Genomic DNA, 20,440 nt, shown 5'->3' on the forward strand with positions numbered 1-20,440 from the left:
TCACGCGGCGAGCGGGATGGTGGCGGCGACGCTGAGTCCGCCTCGGGCGGGCAGGATCGAGAATGAGCCGCCGGCCCCTGCGACGCGCTCGCGGATGCCGGTGAGGCCGAAGCCCGCCGACTGCGCAACGCGTGCCGCGTCGCCGCCGCCATCGTCGTCGACACGGATCAGCAATGCATCGTCGTCGCCCGTGCGCCGCTCGACGTGCAGAGAAATCTCGCGTGCCGTGCCGTGGCGCAGCGCGTTGGTCAGGCATTCCTGCGCGACGCGATAGGCGGTGGTGGCGGCCGGGCCGCTGATGTCGGTGAAATCGCCCTTGAGATCGAGCTGGATCGTGGGCCGCGCCGCGCTCTGCGAGCGCCAGCTATCCACCAAATTCACGAGGCTCGCCTCCAGTCCAAGCTCGGCGGGCAGGGGATTGCGCAGGCGCTTCAGCGCGTCGCGCAGCGAGGCCATCAGATGATGCGTGGCCTGCGAGATCATCCGCGCGTCCTGCACGATATCGTTGTGCTTGTCTGCCTTCGTGCTCGCCGTCTCGATGGTGTTGGCGAAGGCGAGGATGGCCGAGAGATTTTGTCCGAACTCGTCGTGCAGCTCGCGGGCGAGCGCGCGGCGTTCGTCGTCGCGGATCTCGATCAGGCGCCGCGTCAGCGCCGCGCGTTGCTCGGTCGCTTCCTCCAGCCGGCCGCCGAGCTCGCCGACGGCGCTGCCGATCATCGCCAGCTCCATCGAGCGGAAGCGCGGCAGTTTCGTGCGATACTGACCGCGGGCCATGCGCTGCAAGGCGATCACGATCGTGCGCGCCGGCGCCAGCGCATGCGCGATCGCGAGCGAGGCCAGCAGCGCGATCGCCGCCGCCATCAAAAGCGCAACGTCGATCACGTTGAGGATGTATTCCCAGGCGAGCGAGATGGCGGCCGTTTCATCCGGTGTCGCGACCACCGTTCCGGCGGTCGCCGCGCGGGGACTGACCGGCCGGATCACTTCGGCATGGCTGCCGAGGAAGGTCGGCACAATTGACGCGAACCAGCGCGGCGGCGTCTTGCCGAGCCCCTCGCTCTGGCCGCAGAGCGGCTTTTCGAATGCAATGGCCGGTTGGAATTCGACGCAGACGCCGGGTGAGATCAGCTTCATCGTCTCCAGCGTGCGCCACTCCGGAACCGGCAGAAGCTGCTCGCGTGTTCTGCTGCTACGCAACAAGAATTCGTGCCAGTACAGGGCCTGAAGCGCCTGGGCGACCCGCTGCGCCGACGCCGCAGTTGCCCGGTCGACGCTGCGATAGGCGTCGAACGTGGCCCAGATGGTCGCCGCGCCAAGGCAGAGCACGACGATGAGAAACAGACGGGCGACAAGCTGAAGCACAAGGCGCATGCGATCACCCCAAAGTTTGCTAAGGTCAGCCTAACAACGCCGCCGCGCCTTGCCAATTGCGAGGCACGGCAGGATGGCAGCTCGGGCAAATTTCCCAAGCCGGATTGGGCATGGCTCTTTGGACCGGGCGCGGCGGCTTTGATCTAATGGGCGGAATTCACGGCCAGGAGCGGTGCAGCATGAGTTCGATGACAATTGGGCCGATCGCGGGGTCTGCTGCCGACCCATCCGAGCGTAGCGCGCTCCTGTTCTGGATGATCTTCACCGGACTTTCGATCTTCGCCGTGGTGCTGCTGTGGCGGTTCGGACTGATCCGTCTCATGTTGACCTCGGATCGGACCTACATTTCCAGCGTGATCGCACTGCTCTATGTCCTCACCTGCGGTCACTGCTTCCTGCGCACGCGGGCCATTGCCCGTGAGGGCGCGGCGGCCCGGCGCTGCCGGGCGGCGCTCGCAGCACCCGACGGCAGCAAAGTGCTCGATGCGAGCGCGACCGCATTGCCGCGCGGCCTGGTCCGCGACCATATCGAGAGCCTCGTGACAAAGGCCGCCGCGCAGGACTATCGCCCGGTCGACCAGACGCTATTGCTGCGCACGCTCGCCGACCGCTTGCGCGGCTCCAACGGCTTCGGGGCCTTCGTCTCGGATACGCTGATGAAGCTCGGCCTGCTCGGCACCATCGTCGGTTTCATCATCATGCTGGCGCCAATCGCGGGGCTGGATGCCGCCGACAAGGTCGCGATGCGATCCTCGATGGGACTGATGAGCGACGGCATGGCGGTTGCGATGTACACGACGCTGGCGGGCCTGGTCGGCTCGATCCTGGTCCGCATCCAGTACTACATGCTGGATGCCGCGACCCAGCGGGTGTTCTCGGATTCGGTGGTGCTGACCGAGACTTATGTGACGCCGGTGCTGGAGCGCAAGGGTTTCGGAATCAAGAGTTCTGGAATCAAGGGCGCTGGAATCGCGACATGATGGATGATTTCGGTCTCTATCCGCGCGAGGAGCCGTTCGATCCCTTGGGCGTGATGCTGTTCAAGGCGCTCCAGGTGATCGCTTTCCTGTTCTTCCTCGCGCTGCTCGCGGTCTCACCGGACGCCAAGGACGGCAAGATCGATTCCAAGGCCGAGTTCATGATCACGCTGGACTGGCCCGACAGCCATCCCGACGATCTCGACCTGTTCGTGCAGGATCCCGTGGGCAACATCGCCTGGTATCGTCACCGCGAGGCCGGATTCCTCACGCTCGACCGCGACGACCGCGGCGGAGCCAACGACTTCATCGTGGTCAACGGCAAGAAGATTGCTTCGCCGATCCGCGAGGAGATCGTCACGGTGCGGGGCATCGTTCCCGGCGAATACACCGTCAATGTCTCACATTTCGTGGCCACGACCGGCGAACCCGTCACAGCGAATGTGAAGGTGCAGAAGCTCAATCCCACGGCGCAAGTGGTCTTCGACAACAAGTTCACGGTCGATCACACCGGCGACGAGAAGACCGCGGTGCGGTTCCGGCTCGATGCCGAGGGCAAGGTCGTCAATGTGGATCAGCGGCCGAAATCGCTGCTGGAGACGTTTCGCAGCGGCTGGCGCAACGGCGCCGATCTCGACCCGAGCACTGGCGTGAGCAAGAACGCTGTGAGGGTGCGCCGTGACTAGCCTGCAGACGGTCATCCTCACGCTATCGATAGCTTACGCCGTCATCGGCGCGCTGCTGCTGGTCGTGTTGGTCTATGCGCGGCTGCACTGGTCGATCAAGGCCGTTGCGGTGGTCGTGACCAGCGCCTTCTATGTCGTCAGCTTCACGGAAATGCGCGGGCTGCTCGGCTGGGCCAGCGCCGACCGGCTGCCGGCCTCCTTCAAGCTGCTGAAGGCCCGCATCGTCGAGCCGCATTCGCTGGAAGGCGATCCCGGCTCGATCTATCTCTGGGTCGAGCAGCTCGACGAGGACAATCGCCCGAGCGGCATACCGCGCGCCTTTCGTGTGCCCTACAATGACAGGCTGGCCGACAAGACCCATGCGGCGGAGAACGAAATCGCGCTGGGACATCCGCAAGGCGGCCGGGCTGCCGATTTCGGCGGCGGCGATGGCAGCCTCATCGACATGGTCAGGGAATATGTGACGCCCAAGACCATCCTGGAGACGAGCGGAGGCGATTCCTCGACCGGCGAATTCCTGGCGCCACCGGCCGGCGCGCAGGGCGCCGTGTTCACTCCGATTCCGCCGCCCCGGATGCCGCCGAAGGACGAGCAATAGGCTCTTCACCATCGCGACAGGGCAGCGCTGGCAAACCGCGCGCCGCTGGCGCATGTTCTTGACCTCCCTCAATTTGGCCTTATCGGCTCCCAATAAGGTTCGAGGGTGGAGGGTGCGTGCTTCTCGCTGTCTTCTCGGATATCCACGGCAACCGGCAGGCGTTCGAGGCGTGCCTGAAAGTCGCGCGGGCGCGTGGCGCTGAGCGGTTCATCCTGCTCGGCGACTTCGTGGGCTATGGCGCCGATCCGGAATGGGTGGTGGATACCGCGATGGAGCTGGTCGCCCAGGGCGCCGTCGCCGTGCGCGGCAACCATGACCAGGCGGTGAATTCCTCGGCCGAGACGATGAATGCCGAGGCGCAAATCGCGATCGAATGGACCCGCGGCCGGCTCGACACCGCGCAGCGGCGGTTCCTGGCGGAATTGCCGATGCTGGTGGAGGACGGCGATCGCCTGTTCGTGCATTCGGAAGCCTCCAGCCCCCGGAGCTGGCACTATGTCCGATCGACGGCGGACGCCGCCAAAAGCCTGATCGCGACGCCCGCTCATGTCACGTTCTGCGGCCACATCCACCGCCCGGCGATCTATTCGATGTCGGTGACGGCGAAGATGTCGGGATTCGTGCCCAAGACCGACGTCTCCGTGCCGCTGCTGCGCGGGCGGCAATGGCTAGCGGTGCTCGGCTCGGTCGGCCAGCCCCGCGATGGCGATCCATCCGCGGCTTTCGTGCTGTTCGACACGGTCTCGTGCCTGATCACCTATTGCCGCGCGCCCTACGATGTCGAGACGGCCGCGAACCGGATCCGTGAGAACGGCCTGCCGCACTGGCTCGCCGACCGGCTGTCGCAGGGGCGCTAGAGGCCGATGCCGAAACCCCTCGTCAAATCGGGCGCAGAGATCGACGGCTACACGATCGGCGAATGCGTCCATGCCGGCGGAATGGCGACGCTGTGGTCGGTCACCCATCCCGGCATCGATGTGCCGCTGCTGATGAAGATTCCGCGGGTGTCGGAGGGCGAGGACCCCGCGGCGATCGTCTCCTTCGAAATGGAGATGATGATCCTGCCGCGGCTGGCCGGGCCGCATGTGCCCTCAAGCTTCGGCACCGGCGATTTCGCCCACCAGGCCTATGTCGTCATCGAGCGCATCACCGGGACCACGCTCTACAAGCGGTTGCCCGACCTGCCGCTGCCGTATGACGAGGCGCGGCAACTCGTCGCCAGGATCGCGACGGGGCTGGCGGATTTGCACCGGCAGAACGTGATCCATCACGACATCAAGCCGAGCAGCATCATGTTCCGCGAGAGCGGCGAGGCGGTGCTGATCGACTATGGCCTGTCGCATCACAACCATCTGCCGGACCTGTTGCAGGAGGAATTCCGCCTGCCTTACGGCACCGCGCCCTATATGGCGCCGGAACGGCTGTCGGGGGTGCGCGATGATCCGCGCAGCGATCTGTTCTCGCTTGGCGTGCTGCTCTATTTCTTCACGACCGGCGAGCGGCCGTTCGGCGAGGGCGAGACGCTGCGTGCGATGCGGCGCCGGCTGTGGCGCGATCCGCACCCGCCGCGCGGCTTGCGCGCCGACTATCCGCCCTGGCTCCAGGAGGTGGTGCTGCGGTGCCTTGAGATCGAGCCGGTGCGGCGCTATCCGACGGCGTCGCAACTCGCCTTCGATCTGACCCATCCGGACCAGGTCAGGCTCACGATGCGCTCGGAGCGAATGAAGCGCGATCCGCTCAGCGTCGCCTGGCGCCGCCGGTTCAACCAGGGTGTCATGGCGCCCCGCGCGAAATCGGATGTCGCAGCCCAGCTCGCATCAAGCCCGATCGTTGCGGTCGCGCTCGATACGGCGGAAGGCGAGCCGGAGTTGAACGAGGCTCTGCGCATGACGACAGAACGCATTCTCGCCACGCTGCCGTCGGCGCGGCTCGCATGTCTCAACGTGCTGAAGCTCAACCGCATCGCGATCGACAGGACGCTGGATGAGCAGGGCTCCAACAAGCATATCGACCGGTTGGTCGCGCTCAGGCACTGGGCCACTCCGCTCAAGCTCGATGAGAGCCGGCTGTCGGCTCACGTGCTGGAAGCCGTCGATCCCGCGGCGGCCATCCTGGAGTTTTGCGAGGTCAACCACGTCGACCACGTCATCATCGGCGCGCGGCAGGGCTCGTTCAGGCGCACGCTGCTCGGCAGCGTCTCGGCCAAGGTGGCCTTGGAAGCGGCCTGCACCGTCACCGTGGTACGGCCGCCGCGAATGGCTGCGGATGCGGGCGAGGAGGTGGGATAGAGCCGCGCTCTGGATCTGGAGGTTCAGGCCGCGTGAGCGGTGTGGACGGAGCGCTTGCGGCGGATCGGCCAGGAGAATTGCGGGCCGGGCTCGCCGTGATCCGCGCTGCCGCCGAAGAACTGGATGATCTCGCGGCAGGGTTCGCAGTTGAACAGGTTACGCGACGCGGACGCCTTGGTCATTTCCTTCAGGCAGTTCGGGCAATGCGGCTTCATGTGCTTGGTCCAGAAAAGAATTCAATGCCGGCGCGGTGACCGGAGCGGGTGATCCTGGTCCGTCTCGGGCCCGGTGTCGTCGCGCATCTCGCCTTCGGTGCGTTCGAGCCGACCGAAGAAAAAATCGAGGTCAGGATGTGGGCGCCGCGGGATGCGGCACCGGCGCTTCGGCTGACGCTTCACGAGCGCGATCTGCATGGGGTCAGGCCCGATACCAGTCGCGACGAGCGATGCGGGTCGAGCGAGCCGAGACCTTCACCGGTCCAGCCGATGGACCAAACACAACAAACGCACAAAAACCAAGCCACAACGCCACGCCAGTCCAAACCAGGGTCGTCGTCATGATGTGCTCCCGCGAAACAGGCAAGAATCACTAGCGGTGATTTGCGCGAATCAGGGAAGCCCGGAGGAGTACGGATCAAGGTTGTAAATTTAGGCACTGCGCGCTGCAACACCCGTAGAAGCCGCACGTCTGCGGAGCCGAGCGGGCCCTCAGATCGCCTCGCCGCGTGCAGCCGCGGCGGCGTTGCGGATTGCGGCGATGTTGGTCTTGTAGGCGTCCTGCGTGCCGCCCCTGAACACGGACGTGCCGGCGACGAAGGCGTTGGCCCCGGCCGCAGCCAGGGGACCTGCGACGTCGGCACCGACGCCGCCATCGACTTCGATGTCGATCGGGCGGCCCGCCGTCATTGCGCGGATGTCGCGGATCTTGCCGATCGCGGAGGGGACGAAGGCCTGGCCGCCGAAGCCTGGATTGACCGACATCACCAGCACGAGATCGACCAGGTCCAGGACGTATTCGAGCGCGCTGATCGGCGTGCCCGGATTGAGCGAAACGCCGGCCTTCTTGCCGAGCGCGCGGATCGCCTGAAGCGAGCGGTGCAGATGGGGGCCGGCCTCAGCATGCACGGTGATGTGGTCGCAGCCGGCTTTCGCAAAGGCCTCCAGGTAGGCGTCGCAGGGCGAGATCATCAGATGCGCGTCGAATATCTTCTTGGTGTGCGGGCGCATCGCCTTGATGACGTCGGGGCCATACGAGATGTTGGGAACGAAGTGCCCGTCCATGACGTCGAGATGGATCCAGTCGGCTCCGGCGGCGTCCACGGCGCGCACCTCCTCGCCGAGCCTGGAGAAGTCCGAGGCCAGGATCGAGGGCGCGATTGCCAGGGGGCGGGGAGCGAAGGCTTGGGTCATGGCGGTTTCCCGTGGCGGCCGTGAAAGATGGACTCGCCTAACATGGGCCTCTCAGCCGGGCAATGCAGGGGCGGCGTGCTTCCTGTGGGCGGAAATTTCTGCCGCGACCGGCATGAATTGCCGGTGTTCCCGGGCGTGCAAAGTGCGGTGAAAGCGGATTTCATTGAGCTTTTTGCGCTGGCACGGCGCTTGCTGACTTCATCTCAACAGAACATTGGCCGCGGCATGCCGCATCGGTTGGAGTTGTGCAATGTTGTTCGCTCTTGGGGCCGTATCGAGTGCGCTCGACGCGATCCAGTCGCTGACGAATTCGAAATCGTCCTCGTCGACGCAGAAGACGGGGTCCTCGCAAAAGCCGGCGACCAATCCGTTCGCGATCGACAGCGGCAGCAACAGCACGACCGGCGCGACCTCGTCGGTCAATGCGGGCAAAACCCCGCAGATCTCGTCGGAGACGATGAACGCGCTGTTCGCAGCGCAGAGCCAGTCGACGGACAGCACCGGCAGCGCCAACTCGACCTCGTCGAGCTCGACATCCTCGTCCTCGACGCGCCGCGACGCCGCCCTGAAGGACCTGTTCTCGCAGATCGATGGCGACGGCGACGGCAAGATCACCAAGTCGGAATTTGAGAATGCGCTCGGTGCTGGCGGCACCAACCTCGCGCGGGCCGACGACGTTTTCTCAAAGCTGGACTCGAATACCGACGGCAGCGTCAGCCTCGATGAGATGTCGAAGGCGCTGAAGAGCGGCCATCGCGGCCACCATCACGCGCAGGGTGCGAGCGATGCCTCCGGCAGCGGCTCGGATTCCTCCTCGCAGGCCAAGGGCGGCTCGACCTCGACTTCGACGACCGGCGCCGACGGCTCGACCACCACCACCGTCACCTACGCCGACGGCTTCAAGATGTCGACGACGGTTCCGGGCGCCTCCAGCCCCCGTAATTCGGCGTACGATCTGTTCGCGCAGTTGATGCAGCGGCAGGGCGGGCAGGGACAAGGCGCCTCAGCGGCTGCCGGTTCATCGATGTCGATGAGCGTGTAACCTTGCTAACGGCTAGCCTGCATATTCGTGAGTGATGTCACGGTAGAGATAACGATCGCGGATTTCGTGATTGAAGAATGTACCCTTTGAGCGCGCATTCCTGAACGCCGCGGCGACCTCGGGCGGAACGTCCTCGTAGACATAGAGGCGCCCGCTGACGAAAGTCACTTTCAGCTCGCGCATCTCGGGCGCATAACGGAAAAACCGGATCACGGAAGACGGCATGGCGGTGCACCTTGGTCCGTCAGGGTAACGCCGTGCCCGCCGTTTCGTTTCTAGCCGAACCGATCCTTCCATGCCGGCAGCGCGCCGGCAAATGGCAGGGCTGTCGCATTGTAGACGCCGCGTGCGATTGCGCGTGCGACCACGTTGGCGGCGACGGTTCCGAGTTCGGTGAGGCCGACCAGCGGCTCGATCGGCTTCTCGCCCGTTGCGGCGGCGAACAGCACGTCGCCATCGGTTGGGGCATGCACCGGATAAATCGCACGGGCGAACCCGGTATGCGCGATCATCGCAAGCCGCTTGGCCTGGGCCTTGGTCAGCGTGGCATCGGTGACGACGAGGCCGATCGTGGTGTTCTCACGCGCGCTCGCAGCGGGTCCGCCCTTGATGCGCATCGCCAGCATGTCCGGCGTGAACGCGGACGGCAGGCCGCGCCCGCCGAACTCGCCGTTCTCCTCGAACGGCGCAGCCCAGAACCAAGGCCCTTCGCCAATTGTTGTGCTGCCGACCGCGTTGACGACGATGATCGCGGCGACCTTGATACCATTGGCCAGGACCGCGGAGGCCGACCCCAGTCCGCCCTTGAAGGTTGCGGTGGTGGCTCCAAGGCCGGCCCCGACGCTGCCCAGCGCGAAATCGTCGCTGGCGGCCAACGCTGCGGCGTAGCCGAGATCGCGATAGGGCGCGAAGCGTCCCCAGGCCTTGTCGCCACCGTTGAGCAGGTCGAAAACGATCGCGCCCGGCACGATCGGAATCACCGCCTCGCGTATCCGCAAGCCGCGGCCTTGTTCGGCGAGCCAGGCTTGGATGCCGCCGCCGGCGTCGATTCCAAAGGCGGAGCCGCCGGACAGCGCAATCGCGTCAACGCGATCGACGGTGCTGGCGAGGTCGAGCAACGCGTCTTCGCGCGTGCCGGGGCCGCCGCCGCGAACATCGATGGCCGCGACCGCGGGGGCGTCAAAGATGATCGCAGTCGTGCCAGTGGCGATTTTCGCATCCTCGGCATGGCCGACGCGGACGCCGGCGATATCGGTGAGAAGGTTTTTCAAGGCGGCTCCGCAGGCTGAAAGGCGCTCGCTTCAGCGATATCGCAGGGATGCCGCAGGCTCAACCCGCGAGGGCGGTCCTCAGCATCTTGGCGAGCTCGGACTTGCGGTAGGGCTTCGCCAGCAGCAGCACGCCGGAATCGAGCCGCCCGTGATGGACGATGGCGTTCTCGGTGTAGCCCGAGGTGAACAGCGTCTTCAAGTCGGGGCGGCGGCGAGCCGCCTCATCGGCGAGCTGGCGGCCATTCATATTGCCGGGCATGATGACGTCCGTGAACAGCAGGTCGATGTCCTTGTCGGCGTCGATGATGACGAGGGCCTCGGCCGCGTTGGCGGCTTCGAGGGCTGTATAGCCGAGGCTCTTGATCTGGGTCACGACATATTGGCGCACCAGCGCATCGTCCTCGACGATCAGGATCTTTTCGTGGCCGCCGGTGACGGGCGCGTTCTGGAGCACCTCGAATTCGGTCTCCTGCACGCCGCTCGAGCGCGGCAGGTAGATCTTCACGCTCGTGCCGTGGCCTTCCTCGCTGTAGATCTTGATGTGTCCGCCGGACTGCTTGACGAAGCCGAACACCATGCTGAGGCCGAGGCCGGTGCCCTTGCCAACCTCCTTGGTGGTGAAGAAGGGATCGAACACCCGATCGATCAACTCCGGGGGGATTCCGGAGCCGGTGTCGCTGACGGCGATCATGACGTAATTGCCAGCCACCACGTCGGGATTCATGCTGGCATAACCGTCGTCGAGGAAGATGTTGCGGGTCTCCAGCACCAGCGTGCCGCCGTTGGGCATGGCATCGCGCGCGTTCAGCGCGAGATTGAGGATCGCGGTGGAAAGCTGGCCCGGGTCGATCAGTGCCGGCCACGCATCCTCGGTGAGTTGCGGCATGATGGTGATCTGCTCGCCGAGCGTGGGATGCAGGAGCTTTGCGGCCTCGAGCGTCAATGCGTTGACGTCGATTTCGCGCGGTTGGAGCGGCTGCTTGCGGGCGAAGGCGAGCAGATGCTTGGTCAGTTGCGCGCCACGTTCGGCGGCGTCATCGATCAGCTTGGTGATGGCGGCGAGCTCGGGACGGTCAGCGACCGCGTCCGCCAGAATTCCGATCGTGCCGGTGATGACGGTCAGCACATTGTTGAAGTCGTGCGCGACGCCGCCGGTCAATTGACCGATGGAATCCATCTTCTGGACGTGCCTGAACTGCGCCTCGGCGGCCTGCTTCTCGGTGAGATCGCGGCCGATGAAGAAATGGCGCTTGACCGGCTCAGACCAGGTGCCCATCCAGTTCAGCGTGACCTCGTGACCGTCGTAGTGGTAGTAGCGCGCCTCGAAGCTGCGCTTGACCGCGCCACTCCGCGCCGCGCGCATCTCGTCGCGCGTCTTCTGGAGGTCATCGGGATGAATGAACTCAGTGGCGCTGTGCCCGATCATGTCGTCGGGACTCAAGCCCAGAATGGTCTTCACGCTAGGGCTGACCTGGATGAAATTGCCAAAACCGTCGGTGACCAGGATCAGGTCCTGCGAAGTCTCGAAGATCCGCTGCCGCTCCTCGACCTCGCGGCGCAGTTTTTCTCGTGCCTGCTTCTCTTCCGTGATGTCGTGGGCGATCTTGGAGGCGCCGATGATCTGTCCGGTGGCTGATTTGAGCGGAGAAACATTGAGAACGACGTCGAGCGGCCGGCCGTCCTTTCGGATCCGGACCGTTTCATGCTGGGCGATCGTTTCATTGCCGCCGACCCTGTTCAGGATACCCCTGACCTCGGCCTTGCGGTCCTCCGGCACGATGATGTCGATCGGTTGGCCGATGGCCTCCGCGGCGGCATAGCCGAACAGATGTTCGGCGGCCTTGTTCCAGCCCGTGATGACACCGTCGAGGGTCTTCGTAATGATGGCGTCATTGGCGGATTCGACGACGGCCCCGTACAGCGCAAGGCGCTTGCCATAGTAGTCGCGATCCAATGCTGACTGCTGGCGCAACCTGCCGACGAGCCCAAGCGTGTGCGCCTGGAGGCGGACATTTTCGATCAAAAGCACTGCGAGCACGAAGGTCGCCGCGCAGAGGCCGTAGACGCGGCCGGCGTAGAAGCCGAGATCGAAGCGCGCGACGTTGACGATCGCCGACAGCGCGATGTCGAACAGCCACGCGCACATCACCACCATGAGCCAGACGTCGATGACCGAATGCGGACGGCGGAACCATAGCGAGACCAGCGCGGCAAAGCTCAAGGACCAGACAAAAGCCACCACGCCGATCATGATCTGCGTGTAACGGCCGTCGCGCAGCAGGACCGGAAGCAGGTCGTGCTGGGCAGTGACGATCCAGGTCAAGACGATCATGACCGCGGCGACGCCGGCCACGCTGGCGTAGATCGCCTTGCTTGCCGAGCCCGCGATCCGGGCACCGCCGTCGGCCTCCTTCAGCCAGGCGTAGCCCAGCACGCAGAGCGGAAAGCCGCCGTGCCAGATCATGTAAAGCCAGACCGTGGTCTGCTGGTTGGCCCCTAGCAGCCCGGTCGGCGAAAAAAGTCCGGGGAAGGTGAGGGCATGGACCACGGCCGCGGCAGCGGTGAACAGGTAGCCCGTCGCGAGCATGAGCAGCGCGCGGGTCCTGAGCACCGCAAACTGCGACAACAGCAGGACCGCGGTGACGATGTCCGCGACGACGAGCGCGGATTGATAGCTCGCGACAAAGGCTGGCACCGGGAGCAGCGGGATACCTGCGACGGGTACGGCCACTGCGAACAGGATCGACGAGACGCCCACGATCGCCAATGCTGCGGTGCGATCTTTCGGGGTAGCCGGCAGCGTCGAAAGGAATGTGTTCCGATCGGTCGTCGCGGACACGTGCAGCTCTCGCAGATCGGTCTTGAGCATCTTCGCCAATCTCATTTGGCCTAATCAATTTTGGTCCATGGTAGCGGGTTCTGGGCACGCATCATGACAAAACCCACCGCGACTCAACCGAAGGTTACAGTTTACTTAATTTTGTGGGGAACGCGCACGGGGGATCGGGTAAGATGCGCTTTACTGGACGGTGCCATAATGCTCTCCCGCTGCTACGGGTTCCAGGTTTGAATCAGGCATTTTGATTTCACGATCCGGGAGTTGTTCCCTATGCCCCGTGTCCTCATCATCGACGACCAGAAGGACGTCCGTGCGATGGTCGCGATCGTGCTGCGCGTCAACCGTTACGACGTCGTTGAGGCCGATAGCGGCGCAGCCGGGGTAAAAGCCTTCACCGAGGCCTGCTTCGACGCGGCAATCGTGGACATTTTCCTTGGCGATACCAGCGGCGTCGAGGTCATCACGACGCTGCGCGAGCTTGCACCGAGCCTCCCGGTCGTTGCCGTGTCGGGGATGACGGCGCTGGACTTCATGGAACAATCGCCCCACCTCGCCAACGTGGTCTGCCTGCAAAAGCCGTTTCGGCCGAACGATCTTCTTCAAGCACTAAGGAACGCCCAAGCCGCGGCGGACGGCACGCTGCCTGCAGCCGTCTGACCCTGACGCGGGAAGAAACGCCCCGGGGCAAACCGGGGCGCGACGATGATTGGATGAGGCCTCCAAGGCCCCCGGCAACCGTGCTTAGGTGCCGTTGCCGCTAATCGCGGCGTAGCCGCCCTTGGCGTCCCATTTGTAGACGACGTAGTCGAGCTGCTTGATGTCGCCCTTGGCGTCATACTCGATCGGCCCGATCACGGTGTCCCACTTGCCGGCCTTGATGGCCGCCATGACCTTCTTGGCATCGGTGGTGCCGGCCTTCTTGGCCGCCTGCGACCAGACCTGCATCGCCGCATAGGTGTAGAGCGTGTAGCCCTCGGGGTCGATGTTCTTGGCCTTGAAGGCCTCGACAATCTTCTTCGCGGTCGGCTTATTGCGCGGATCGGGGCCGAAGGTGAACAGCGTGCCTTCGCCGGCCGGGCCGGTGATGGAGGCATATTCCTTGTCGGCGAGCGCGTCGCCGGCCATCAGCACGGTCTTGAGGCCCTGGTCGCGCATCTGGCGCAGGATCAGGCCGCTCTCCTGATGGTAGCCCCCGACATAGACGAGATCGATGTTGTCGCGCTTTAGCCGCGAGACGATCGCGTTGAAGTCCTTGTCGCCCTTGTTGTAGGACTCGTACATCTTCTCGGTGACGCCGGCCTTGTTGAGCGCCTTCTTGGTCTCGTCCGCAAGACCCTTGCCGTAGGTGGTCTTGTCGTTGAGGATGGCGATGTTCTTGCCCTTGTAGTTCTTGGCGATGTACTGGGCGGCGACCAGGCCCTGCTGGTCGTCACGGCCGCAGACGCGCGCCACGTTCCACAGTCCGCTATCGGTGAACTTCGGATTGGTGGAGGCGGGAGTAATCTGGAGCACGTTGCCGTCGGCATAGGCTTCCGAAGCCGGGATCGACGACGACGAGCAATAATGCCCGGCCACGAAGGGAATCTTCGCGCCGGCGATCTTCTCGGCGATCGAGCGCGCCTGCTTCGGATCGCAAGCGTCGTCCTCGACGGACAGCGCGAGCTTCTTGCCGTTGAGGCCGCCGGCGGCGTTGATGTCGGCTACGGCCATCTCGGCGCCGTTCTTCATTTGGCGGCCGAAAGCGGACTCGCCGCCGGTCATCGGACCTGCGACTGCGACGGTGACATCCTGCGCGAATGCCGCGCTCGACAGCGCGATCGACGCGCCGAATGCCAGACCGATGAGCTTCAGTGATTTCATGAGATACCTCGAGGGTGGTCGCCTGTGGGAGTTACCGGGCATGCCCGGTTCAAACCGGCGCCATTCTTGAATGAATTCGAGGAGAAGTCACCGGCAAAATACGGGCATGGACAGAGATATCTCGCCACATTCGGCAGCACGGGTTCGCCTTGGGCGGCCTCAACCGTGCCGGCCGCCTTCCAGGTAGGCGGCGCGAATCTCGGGGCGCTGCAACAACTCGGCACCGGTCCCGGCCAGCGTGATCAGGCCATTGACCATGACATAGCCGCGATGGGCGAGCTTGAGCGCATGGTTGGCGTTCTGCTCGACGATCAGCACGGTCAGGCCGTCCTGGCGGTTCAGGGTGCGGATCGCATCAAAAATCTGGCGCGCGATCAGAGGCGCCAGACCAAGCGAGGGCTCGTCGAGCAGGAGCAGGCGAGGACGGCTCATCAAGGCGCGACCGATGGCCAGCATCTGCTGCTCGCCGCCGGACAGGGTTCCGCCACGCTGGGCGTAGCGTTCCTTCAGCCGCGGAAACAGCGTGAACACGCGTTGTAGCGTCGCCTCGCGTTCGGCGTCAGTGCACTCGGTGGCATCCGCCCCCATCTGGAGGTTTTCCGCCACGCTCATGCGCGGGAAGATGCGGCGGCCTTCCGGCGATTGCGCGATACGCAAATGCGCGATCTCGTGGGTAGGCACTTCGGTGATGTCGCGGCCTTCGTACAGGATCTGGCCGGCGCGGGCGCGCGGCTTGCCGAAGATCGTCATCATCAGCGTCGATTTGCCGGCACCGTTGGCGCCGATCAGTGCCACGATCTCGCCGGCATTGATCTCGAGGTCGACGCCCTTCAGCGCCTCGATCTTGCCGTAGGCGGCGCGAAGGCCGCGGATCGCGAGCAGGGCAGTGGGCGACGTCACGACCCGCCCTCCATCACGGCCGTCGCCTCTTCCTCATCGGTGCCGAGATAGGCGGCGATCACCTTTGGGTCGTCGCGAACCTCGCGCGGGGAGCCTTCAGAGATCTTCACACCGTGGTCCATCACAACGATGTGGTCGGAGATCTCCATCACCACAGACATGTCGTGCTCGATCAGCAGGATCGAGGTGCCGAGCTCGTTGCGGATCGACAGCAGCAGCTCGCTCAGGGCGGCACTCTCGCGCGCATTGAGGCCGGCGGCGGGTTCGTCCAGGCACAAGAGCGCGGGCTCGGTGCACATCGCACGTGCGATCTCGAGCCGTCGCTGGTCGCCATAGGCAAAATTACCGGCGGCATCGTCGGCGCGATCGAGCAAATTGACCCGCTTGAGCCAGTCGGTGGCGAGATCGATCGCGCGCTTCTCGGCGTCGCGGTAGACAGGCGCGCCAATGAGCCCGAGCAAGGTGAAGCCGGAGGCGCGCATCAGCGCGTTGTGCTGCGCCACCATCAGGTTTTCCAGCGCGGTCATGCCGGGAAACAGACGGATGTTCTGGAAGGTGCGGGCGACCTTGGCCTGCTTGGCGATGCGGAAATCGTTCAGCCGCTCCAGCGCGATCACCTTGCCGTCGTCATGGCTGAGGCGGATGGCGCCGCCGCTCGGCTTGTAGAACCCGGTGATGCAGTTGAACACCGTCGTCTTACCGGCGCCGTTGGGTCCGATCAGCGCGGTGATCTTGTTCCGCTCGGCAGCAAACGACAGGTCCTGCACCGCGACGATGCCGCCGAAGCGCATGGTGAGCCGGTCGACCTCGAGAATCTGGTCGCGGCTCATCCGTGTCCCTCCTTGACGAGGTCGGATGAGATCGCGTGGGCCTTGGTCAGATACACGGTCGGCGCGCGATGGCCGATCAGGCCGCGCGGCCGCCAGATCATGATCAGCACCATGGCCATGCCGAACACCAGCATGCGATAGCTCTCGAGGCTGCGGAACAGCTCGAAACCGCCGATCATGGCGAGGGCGGAGAGCGCCACGCCAAGCTGCGAGCCCATGCCGCCGAGCACGACGATGGCGAGCACCAGCGCCGATTCCTGGAAGGTGAAGGATTCCGGGCTGATGAAGCCTTGGCGGGTCGCGAAGAACGCGCCGGCAAAGCCGCCGAACATCGCACCGGTCGCGAATGCCGTGAGCTTGGTTGTCGTGGTGTTGATGCCGAGCGCGCGGCAGGCGACTTCATCCTCGCGCAAGGCTTCCCAGGCGCGGCCGATCGGCAGCCGGCGCAGCCGTATCGTCACCCAGTTGGTGAGCAGCGCGAGCGCCAGGATGAGGTAGAACAGGAAGACGATGCGGTGGGTCGGCGAATATTCGATGCCGAGCCTGGCGGCGAGCCCGTTGTCGCTGTTGTCGAGCGGGATGCCGAAGAAGGAGGGGCGGGGAATGCTGGAGACGCCGTTGGGGCCGCCGGTCAGATCCTGCCAATTGATGATGACGAGGCGGATGATCTCGCCAAAGGCGAGCGTCACGATGGCGAGGTAGTCGCCGCGCAGGCGCAGCACGGGAAAGCCGAGCAGCACGCCCCAGAATGCGGCGAGGACGCCCGCTAGCGGCAGGCAGATCCAGAATGACCAGCCGAAATTGGTCGCAAGCAGCGCGTAGGAATAGGCGCCGACCGCATAGAAGGCGACGTAGCCGAGATCGAGCAGGCCGGCGAGGCCAACCACGACGTTCAATCCCCAGCCCAGCATGACATAGGTGAGCACGAGGATTGCGAGGTCGAGGATGTAGCGCTGGTCATAGAAGATCACGGGCACCAGCAGCGTGAAGATCAGGAGCGCCGGTGCAAGATAGCGGCCGAGGAACGACATTCCGCTTTGCACCGCGGGCGGCACCAGCTTTTCGGCGCCGGTCGGACCGATCCATTGCTTGAGCAGCTCGAGCACGATCGAGCCGCCGAAGACCGCGGCGACGAGGGAGGCGACCTCGCCGAAGCGCGTCCAATAAGTGAGCTGGCCGTCGGAACCGGCTTCGGTGCGGACGCCGACCATCAGCGAGAACAGCACCAGCGCGATCAGTGCGTTGACGCAGGCGGTCTTCAGGAGAGCGGGGATGCCCGATGCAGCTTTGGCCGTATTGCTCGAGGGAGTTTTCACGCGCGCGACCGTCAGACTTTTTCGACTTCGGGGCGACCGAGCAGGCCGGTCGGCATGAAGATCAGCACGACGATCAGGATCGAGAACGCGGCGACGTCCTTGTACTCGACCGAGAAATAGGCCGACCAGAACGTCTCGATCAGCCCGATCGCGAGCCCCCCGAGCATGGCGCCGGGCAGCGAGCCGATGCCGCCGAGCACGGCCGCCGTGAACGCCTTGATGCCGGCGACGAAGCCCATGAAGAAATCGACCAGGCCGTAATAGAGCAGGTACATCAGCCCGGCCACCGCGGCGAGCGCAGCGCCGATCACGAAGGTCATGGAGATGGTGCGGTCGACGTTGACGCCGAGCAGCGCCGCCATGGTCTGGTCCTGCTCGCAGGCGCGCATGTCGCGCCCGAGCCGTGTGCGCGACACCAGCCAGGTGAAGATCGCCAGCAGCACGATGGTGGTGATGACCACCACGATCTGGATGTTGGAGAGCTGGATGACGAAGCCATCGGCGCTCTCGTGCAGCGTATATCCGCCGGTGATCACTGGCGGCACTGGCTTTACCCGTGCGCCTTGCGCCACCTGCGAATAGTTGGTCAGCACGAACGACATGCCGATCGCCGACAGCATCGGCGCGAGGCGGAAGGAGTGGCGCAGCGGACGGTAGGCGATGCGTTCGATGGTCCAGCCATACAGGGCGGTGACCGCCATCGAGACCAGGATCACGATCAAAAGGATCACCGGGACCGCGGTCAGGCCGGTCGAGACCAGGAGAAGGAAGGTGATCAGCGCGATGAAGCCGCCGATCATGAAGACATCGCCATGGGCGAAGTTGATCATGCCGACGATGCCGTAGACCATCGTGTAACCGATCGCGATCAGCCCGTAGATCGAGCCGAGCACGAGGCCGTTGATGAGCTGCTGGGCGAAATAATCCATACGCTGCCGTACCCAAATCTGACGCGGCTCAAAGGGAGCTCTTCGAGAGAGAGTGCTGGTTTCTTCTCGGGCCCCGGCAGCCCTTAAGCATTCTCGTTTTGTAACAGGAGGGAACTGGCGGCTGCAACCGGCCCTGCCTCCGCATCAAGGCTTTTACAGAGATCATTTGGGGCTCCGGTTCCCCCGCAATGGGCGGAACCGGCTTCGCCAGCGCCCATCCGGATGCTTGTCGGGAGGCAGTTAAGGTAAACAAAGGGTTTAAATTGCCGCCACAGTCTGATGCGAGTTAGCTCCCGGCAAAGCCTTCCATCGAAGGCGCGGGCCAAACGAAGCGGGAAGCGGCATGTTCGGAAACTGGCGGATCGGTTCGGTCAACGGCGCACTTCTGGCGGCCTATTTCATCCCGGCCTGGACCCTCGTTGCCTTCAACATCATGGTGGCGCCGGTGCACGGCCTCTATGAGCGGCCGAGCGTCGCAGTGGCGCTTTTCCTCAGCGACCATCTCCAGATGGCGGGGATGGACACGGTGCGCGCCGCCTGGCTGCTGGCACTGGGCCGACTGACGGTGGTGGCGTTCTTTGCGATCTACCTTGCGCTGCTCTGCATTCCCCGCGTCCGCAAGAACGCCGGCAGCGACGAAGCGCTCGGCATTGCGCTTGCGATCGGCAGCCTGATCTCGTTTGCGAGCATGATCATGGCCTCGAAGGTCGGCGAGATGGCCGCGCTGCGGCTGCACGCCACCGAGCTCCTGCTCCTGCTCGGTGCCGCCATCGTGGTGGTGATCGAACGGCCCGCGGCGGCGCCCAAGATCGTTCAGAGGACCGTGGAGGCCACCCCGCCGCTAGGTCTTGAGCAGGCCGAGCTCCTGCACAATCGCTGAGGCTTCCTTGACGGCGTGGTTCGCCGCCGGCACGCCGCAATAAATCGCCTGCTGCAGCAGGATTTCCTTGATGTCGTCGGGCGTGAAGCCGCCCTCGGCGAGGGCCGCGCGCACATGCAGGCGGAATTCGTCCCATTGCCCAAGCGCTACCATGGTGCCGATCACCAGCACCCGCCGCGTGCGCTCGTCGAAATGCGGCCTCGTCCAGATCTCGCCCCAGGCGTAGCGCGTGATCATGTCCTGGAAATCGGTGTTGAATGCATTGCGACCCGCGATCGACTTGTCGACCCAGGCATTGCCCAGCACTTTTCGGCGCACGTTCATGCCGGCATCGCGGCGTTTCTGATCGTCCATTCTCTATCCTCCTCTCCGTCATTGCGAGCGTAGCGAAGCAATCCAGAGTGTGGCCGCGGAGGGATTCTGGATTGCTTCGCTGCGCTCGCAATGACGGCGCTATGAAATCAGCGTTGCGTCAAGAAGCCCACCACCGCGTCAGTGAACGCGTGCTGCTGCTCGATATTGGAAATGTGGGCGGCGTCGATGATGGTCATGCTCGCGCCGGGAATGCTTGAGCGGATCAATTCACCCGCCGAAATCGGCGTCGCCATGTCGTGGCGGCCAGCGATCACCAGCGTCGGGCTCTTGATCTTCGGCAGCAGCGCGCGCTGGTCGAGCGTCGACAGCGCCTCGCAGCAGGCGAGATAGCCTTCGACCGGCGAGGCCAGCAGCATCGCCTTCATCCTGGCGGCGATGTCGGGTGCGCGCTCGCGGAAATCCTGGGTGAGCCAGCCGGCAATAACGGCATCGGCGACGGCGGCGATGCCGCCCTTCTTCACGGCATCGATGCGCTCGAGCCATTTGGTCGGCTCGGCATAGTAGCAGGAGGTGTTGGCGAGGATGAGCTTGCCGAAGCGCTCCGGCGCGTTCGCGCCCAGCCATTGCCCGACCATGCCGCCCATCGACAGGCCGCACCAGTGCACTTTCTCGATATTGAGGTCGTCGAGGATCGCGAGCACATCGCGGCCGAAGCGCTCCATCGTATAGGGGCCGGGCGGAACGTTGGACTTGCCGTGGCCGCGGCGGTCGTAGCGGATGACGCGGAATATCTGCGTCAGCGCCTTCATCTGCGGCTCCCACATCTGCAGCGTGCAGCCGAGCGAGTTCGACAGCATCAGCGTCGGCCCGCCGTCGCGGCCCTCGACGGAGACGTTGATCAGGCAACCGTCGGCATCGATCATGGGCAT

General features: G+C 64.6%; 23 protein-coding genes. 8 read left to right on the top strand and 15 right to left on the bottom strand.

Annotated features, from left to right (window positions below):
• Window positions 1–1,371, bottom strand: coding sequence for a sensor histidine kinase (locus AC0L3U_RS20915; protein ID WP_473363019.1), 1,371 nt, complete (start codon window positions 1,369–1,371; stop codon window positions 1–3).
• A gap of 179 nt (window positions 1,372–1,550) precedes the next feature.
• Between AC0L3U_RS20915 and AC0L3U_RS20920 the strand changes: the two genes are divergently transcribed.
• From AC0L3U_RS20920 to AC0L3U_RS20940, 5 genes are all read left to right on the top strand, one after another.
• Window positions 1,551–2,351 (top strand): MotA/TolQ/ExbB proton channel family protein, encoded by an 801-nt coding sequence (locus AC0L3U_RS20920; protein ID WP_473363020.1) that lies wholly within the window; start codon window positions 1,551–1,553, stop codon window positions 2,349–2,351.
• The gene (locus AC0L3U_RS20925; protein WP_027567694.1) at window positions 2,348–3,034 is read left to right on the top strand and encodes a hypothetical protein; all 687 of its coding nucleotides are present in this window, start codon (window positions 2,348–2,350) and stop codon (window positions 3,032–3,034) included. Before AC0L3U_RS20920 ends, AC0L3U_RS20925 begins: the two co-directional genes overlap by 4 nt.
• Window positions 3,027–3,632: a hypothetical protein gene (locus AC0L3U_RS20930; RefSeq protein ID WP_027567695.1), complete on the top strand. Its 606-nt coding sequence runs from the start codon at window positions 3,027–3,029 to the stop codon at window positions 3,630–3,632. Before AC0L3U_RS20925 ends, AC0L3U_RS20930 begins: the two co-directional genes overlap by 8 nt.
• A 116-nt stretch (window positions 3,633–3,748) precedes the next feature.
• Complete coding sequence (locus tag AC0L3U_RS20935) at window positions 3,749–4,489, top strand: metallophosphoesterase family protein (RefSeq protein WP_473363021.1); 741 nt, start codon at window positions 3,749–3,751, stop codon at window positions 4,487–4,489.
• A gap of 6 nt (window positions 4,490–4,495) precedes the next feature.
• Window positions 4,496–5,920: a protein kinase domain-containing protein gene (locus tag AC0L3U_RS20940; RefSeq protein WP_473363022.1), complete on the top strand. Its 1,425-nt coding sequence runs from the start codon at window positions 4,496–4,498 to the stop codon at window positions 5,918–5,920.
• A gap of 23 nt (window positions 5,921–5,943) precedes the next feature.
• On the opposite strand, the gene AC0L3U_RS20945 is transcribed toward AC0L3U_RS20940, so the two are convergent.
• From AC0L3U_RS20945 to rpe, 4 genes are all read right to left on the bottom strand, one after another.
• Window positions 5,944–6,135, bottom strand: coding sequence for a hypothetical protein (locus AC0L3U_RS20945; protein ID WP_007602380.1), 192 nt, complete (start codon window positions 6,133–6,135; stop codon window positions 5,944–5,946).
• A 21-nt stretch (window positions 6,136–6,156) separates the two neighbouring features.
• Window positions 6,157–6,333 carry a hypothetical protein gene (locus tag AC0L3U_RS20950; RefSeq protein ID WP_473287749.1) on the bottom strand — a complete coding sequence of 59 codons (177 nt, stop codon included), beginning with the start codon at window positions 6,331–6,333 and terminating at the stop codon, window positions 6,157–6,159.
• A 4-nt stretch (window positions 6,334–6,337) separates the two neighbouring features.
• Window positions 6,338–6,478: a hypothetical protein gene (locus tag AC0L3U_RS20955; protein WP_007602382.1), complete on the bottom strand. Its 141-nt coding sequence runs from the start codon at window positions 6,476–6,478 to the stop codon at window positions 6,338–6,340.
• 149 nt (window positions 6,479–6,627) lie between these two features.
• Complete coding sequence (rpe, locus tag AC0L3U_RS20960) at window positions 6,628–7,329, bottom strand: ribulose-phosphate 3-epimerase (RefSeq protein WP_473363023.1); 702 nt, start codon at window positions 7,327–7,329, stop codon at window positions 6,628–6,630.
• A gap of 250 nt (window positions 7,330–7,579) precedes the next feature.
• Between rpe and AC0L3U_RS20965 the strand changes: the two genes are divergently transcribed.
• Window positions 7,580–8,371 (top strand): EF-hand domain-containing protein, encoded by a 792-nt coding sequence (locus tag AC0L3U_RS20965; protein ID WP_473363024.1) that lies wholly within the window; start codon window positions 7,580–7,582, stop codon window positions 8,369–8,371.
• 12 nt (window positions 8,372–8,383) lie between these two features.
• Here the strand turns inward: AC0L3U_RS20965 and AC0L3U_RS20970 are convergent, their stop codons facing one another.
• Genes AC0L3U_RS20970 through AC0L3U_RS20980 form a run of 3 tightly spaced genes read right to left on the bottom strand, consistent with a single transcriptional unit; the run spans window position 8,384 to window position 12,526 of the window.
• Window positions 8,384–8,596, bottom strand: a complete 213-nt coding sequence (locus AC0L3U_RS20970; protein ID WP_473363025.1) for a KTSC domain-containing protein — start codon at window positions 8,594–8,596, stop codon at window positions 8,384–8,386.
• 50 nt (window positions 8,597–8,646) lie between these two features.
• Window positions 8,647–9,642 (bottom strand): P1 family peptidase, encoded by a 996-nt coding sequence (locus AC0L3U_RS20975; protein ID WP_473363026.1) that lies wholly within the window; start codon window positions 9,640–9,642, stop codon window positions 8,647–8,649.
• A 58-nt stretch (window positions 9,643–9,700) separates the two neighbouring features.
• Window positions 9,701–12,526, bottom strand: a complete 2,826-nt coding sequence (locus tag AC0L3U_RS20980; RefSeq protein ID WP_473363027.1) for a PAS domain S-box protein — start codon at window positions 12,524–12,526, stop codon at window positions 9,701–9,703.
• A 225-nt stretch (window positions 12,527–12,751) separates the two neighbouring features.
• Here AC0L3U_RS20980 and AC0L3U_RS20985 point away from each other — a divergent pair, with 225 nt between their 5' ends.
• Entirely contained in the window at window positions 12,752–13,138 is a 387-nt protein-coding gene (locus tag AC0L3U_RS20985; protein ID WP_473363028.1) for a response regulator, read from the top strand.
• A gap of 84 nt (window positions 13,139–13,222) precedes the next feature.
• Here the strand turns inward: AC0L3U_RS20985 and AC0L3U_RS20990 are convergent, their stop codons facing one another.
• From AC0L3U_RS20990 to AC0L3U_RS21010, 5 genes are all read right to left on the bottom strand, one after another.
• Window positions 13,223–14,341, bottom strand: a complete 1,119-nt coding sequence (locus AC0L3U_RS20990) for a branched-chain amino acid ABC transporter substrate-binding protein (protein ID WP_007602405.1) — start codon at window positions 14,339–14,341, stop codon at window positions 13,223–13,225.
• A 159-nt stretch (window positions 14,342–14,500) separates the two neighbouring features.
• Window positions 14,501–15,241, bottom strand: a complete 741-nt coding sequence (locus AC0L3U_RS20995) for an ABC transporter ATP-binding protein (protein ID WP_456769254.1) — start codon at window positions 15,239–15,241, stop codon at window positions 14,501–14,503.
• Window positions 15,238–16,071, bottom strand: a complete 834-nt coding sequence (locus AC0L3U_RS21000; protein ID WP_473363029.1) for an ABC transporter ATP-binding protein — start codon at window positions 16,069–16,071, stop codon at window positions 15,238–15,240. Before AC0L3U_RS21000 ends, AC0L3U_RS20995 begins: the two co-directional genes overlap by 4 nt.
• Window positions 16,068–17,387, bottom strand: a complete 1,320-nt coding sequence (gene livM / locus AC0L3U_RS21005) for a high-affinity branched-chain amino acid ABC transporter permease LivM (protein WP_027567705.1) — start codon at window positions 17,385–17,387, stop codon at window positions 16,068–16,070. Before livM ends, AC0L3U_RS21000 begins: the two co-directional genes overlap by 4 nt.
• Before the next feature lie 11 nt (window positions 17,388–17,398).
• Window positions 17,399–18,316: an ABC transporter permease subunit gene (locus AC0L3U_RS21010; protein ID WP_007602412.1), complete on the bottom strand. Its 918-nt coding sequence runs from the start codon at window positions 18,314–18,316 to the stop codon at window positions 17,399–17,401.
• Between the two features lie 343 nt (window positions 18,317–18,659).
• Between AC0L3U_RS21010 and AC0L3U_RS21015 the strand changes: the two genes are divergently transcribed.
• Window positions 18,660–19,196 carry a hypothetical protein gene (locus AC0L3U_RS21015; RefSeq protein WP_473363030.1) on the top strand — a complete coding sequence of 179 codons (537 nt, stop codon included), beginning with the start codon at window positions 18,660–18,662 and terminating at the stop codon, window positions 19,194–19,196.
• Here the strand turns inward: AC0L3U_RS21015 and AC0L3U_RS21020 are convergent.
• Both AC0L3U_RS21020 and pcaD read right to left on the bottom strand, forming a co-directional pair.
• Window positions 19,158–19,550 carry a carboxymuconolactone decarboxylase family protein gene (locus tag AC0L3U_RS21020; protein ID WP_027567707.1) on the bottom strand — a complete coding sequence of 131 codons (393 nt, stop codon included), beginning with the start codon at window positions 19,548–19,550 and terminating at the stop codon, window positions 19,158–19,160. The genes AC0L3U_RS21015 and AC0L3U_RS21020 overlap by 39 nt on opposite strands.
• A gap of 107 nt (window positions 19,551–19,657) precedes the next feature.
• On the bottom strand, window positions 19,658–20,440 hold the full coding sequence (gene pcaD / locus AC0L3U_RS21025) for a 3-oxoadipate enol-lactonase (RefSeq protein ID WP_473363031.1): 783 nt from the start codon (window positions 20,438–20,440) through the stop codon (window positions 19,658–19,660).

The organism is Bradyrhizobium sp. Kon69, assembly GCF_055807515.1.

Coding starts and splice junctions, on each gene's coding strand:
- AC0L3U_RS20915 (WP_473363019.1), bottom strand. CDS start 1,371: ATGCGCCTTGTGCTTCAGCTTGTCGCCCGTCTGTTTCTCATCGTCGTG.
- AC0L3U_RS20920 (WP_473363020.1), top strand. CDS start 1,551: ATGAGTTCGATGACAATTGGGCCGATCGCGGGGTCTGCTGCCGACCCA.
- AC0L3U_RS20925 (WP_027567694.1), top strand. CDS start 2,348: ATGATGGATGATTTCGGTCTCTATCCGCGCGAGGAGCCGTTCGATCCC.
- AC0L3U_RS20940 (WP_473363022.1), top strand. CDS start 4,496: ATGCCGAAACCCCTCGTCAAATCGGGCGCAGAGATCGACGGCTACACG.
- AC0L3U_RS20945 (WP_007602380.1), bottom strand. CDS start 6,135: ATGAAGCCGCATTGCCCGAACTGCCTGAAGGAAATGACCAAGGCGTCC.
- AC0L3U_RS20950 (WP_473287749.1), bottom strand. CDS start 6,333: ATGCAGATCGCGCTCGTGAAGCGTCAGCCGAAGCGCCGGTGCCGCATC.
- AC0L3U_RS20955 (WP_007602382.1), bottom strand. CDS start 6,478: ATGACGACGACCCTGGTTTGGACTGGCGTGGCGTTGTGGCTTGGTTTT.
- rpe (WP_473363023.1), bottom strand. CDS start 7,329: ATGACCCAAGCCTTCGCTCCCCGCCCCCTGGCAATCGCGCCCTCGATC.
- AC0L3U_RS20965 (WP_473363024.1), top strand. CDS start 7,580: ATGTTGTTCGCTCTTGGGGCCGTATCGAGTGCGCTCGACGCGATCCAG.
- AC0L3U_RS20970 (WP_473363025.1), bottom strand. CDS start 8,596: ATGCCGTCTTCCGTGATCCGGTTTTTCCGTTATGCGCCCGAGATGCGC.
- AC0L3U_RS20980 (WP_473363027.1), bottom strand. CDS start 12,526: ATGAGATTGGCGAAGATGCTCAAGACCGATCTGCGAGAGCTGCACGTG.
- AC0L3U_RS20985 (WP_473363028.1), top strand. CDS start 12,752: ATGCCCCGTGTCCTCATCATCGACGACCAGAAGGACGTCCGTGCGATG.
- AC0L3U_RS20990 (WP_007602405.1), bottom strand. CDS start 14,341: ATGAAATCACTGAAGCTCATCGGTCTGGCATTCGGCGCGTCGATCGCG.
- AC0L3U_RS21000 (WP_473363029.1), bottom strand. CDS start 16,071: ATGAGCCGCGACCAGATTCTCGAGGTCGACCGGCTCACCATGCGCTTC.
- AC0L3U_RS21010 (WP_007602412.1), bottom strand. CDS start 18,316: ATGGATTATTTCGCCCAGCAGCTCATCAACGGCCTCGTGCTCGGCTCG.
- AC0L3U_RS21015 (WP_473363030.1), top strand. CDS start 18,660: ATGTTCGGAAACTGGCGGATCGGTTCGGTCAACGGCGCACTTCTGGCG.
- AC0L3U_RS21020 (WP_027567707.1), bottom strand. CDS start 19,550: ATGGACGATCAGAAACGCCGCGATGCCGGCATGAACGTGCGCCGAAAA.
- pcaD (WP_473363031.1), bottom strand. CDS start 20,440: ATGCCCATGATCGATGCCGACGGTTGCCTGATCAACGTCTCCGTCGAG.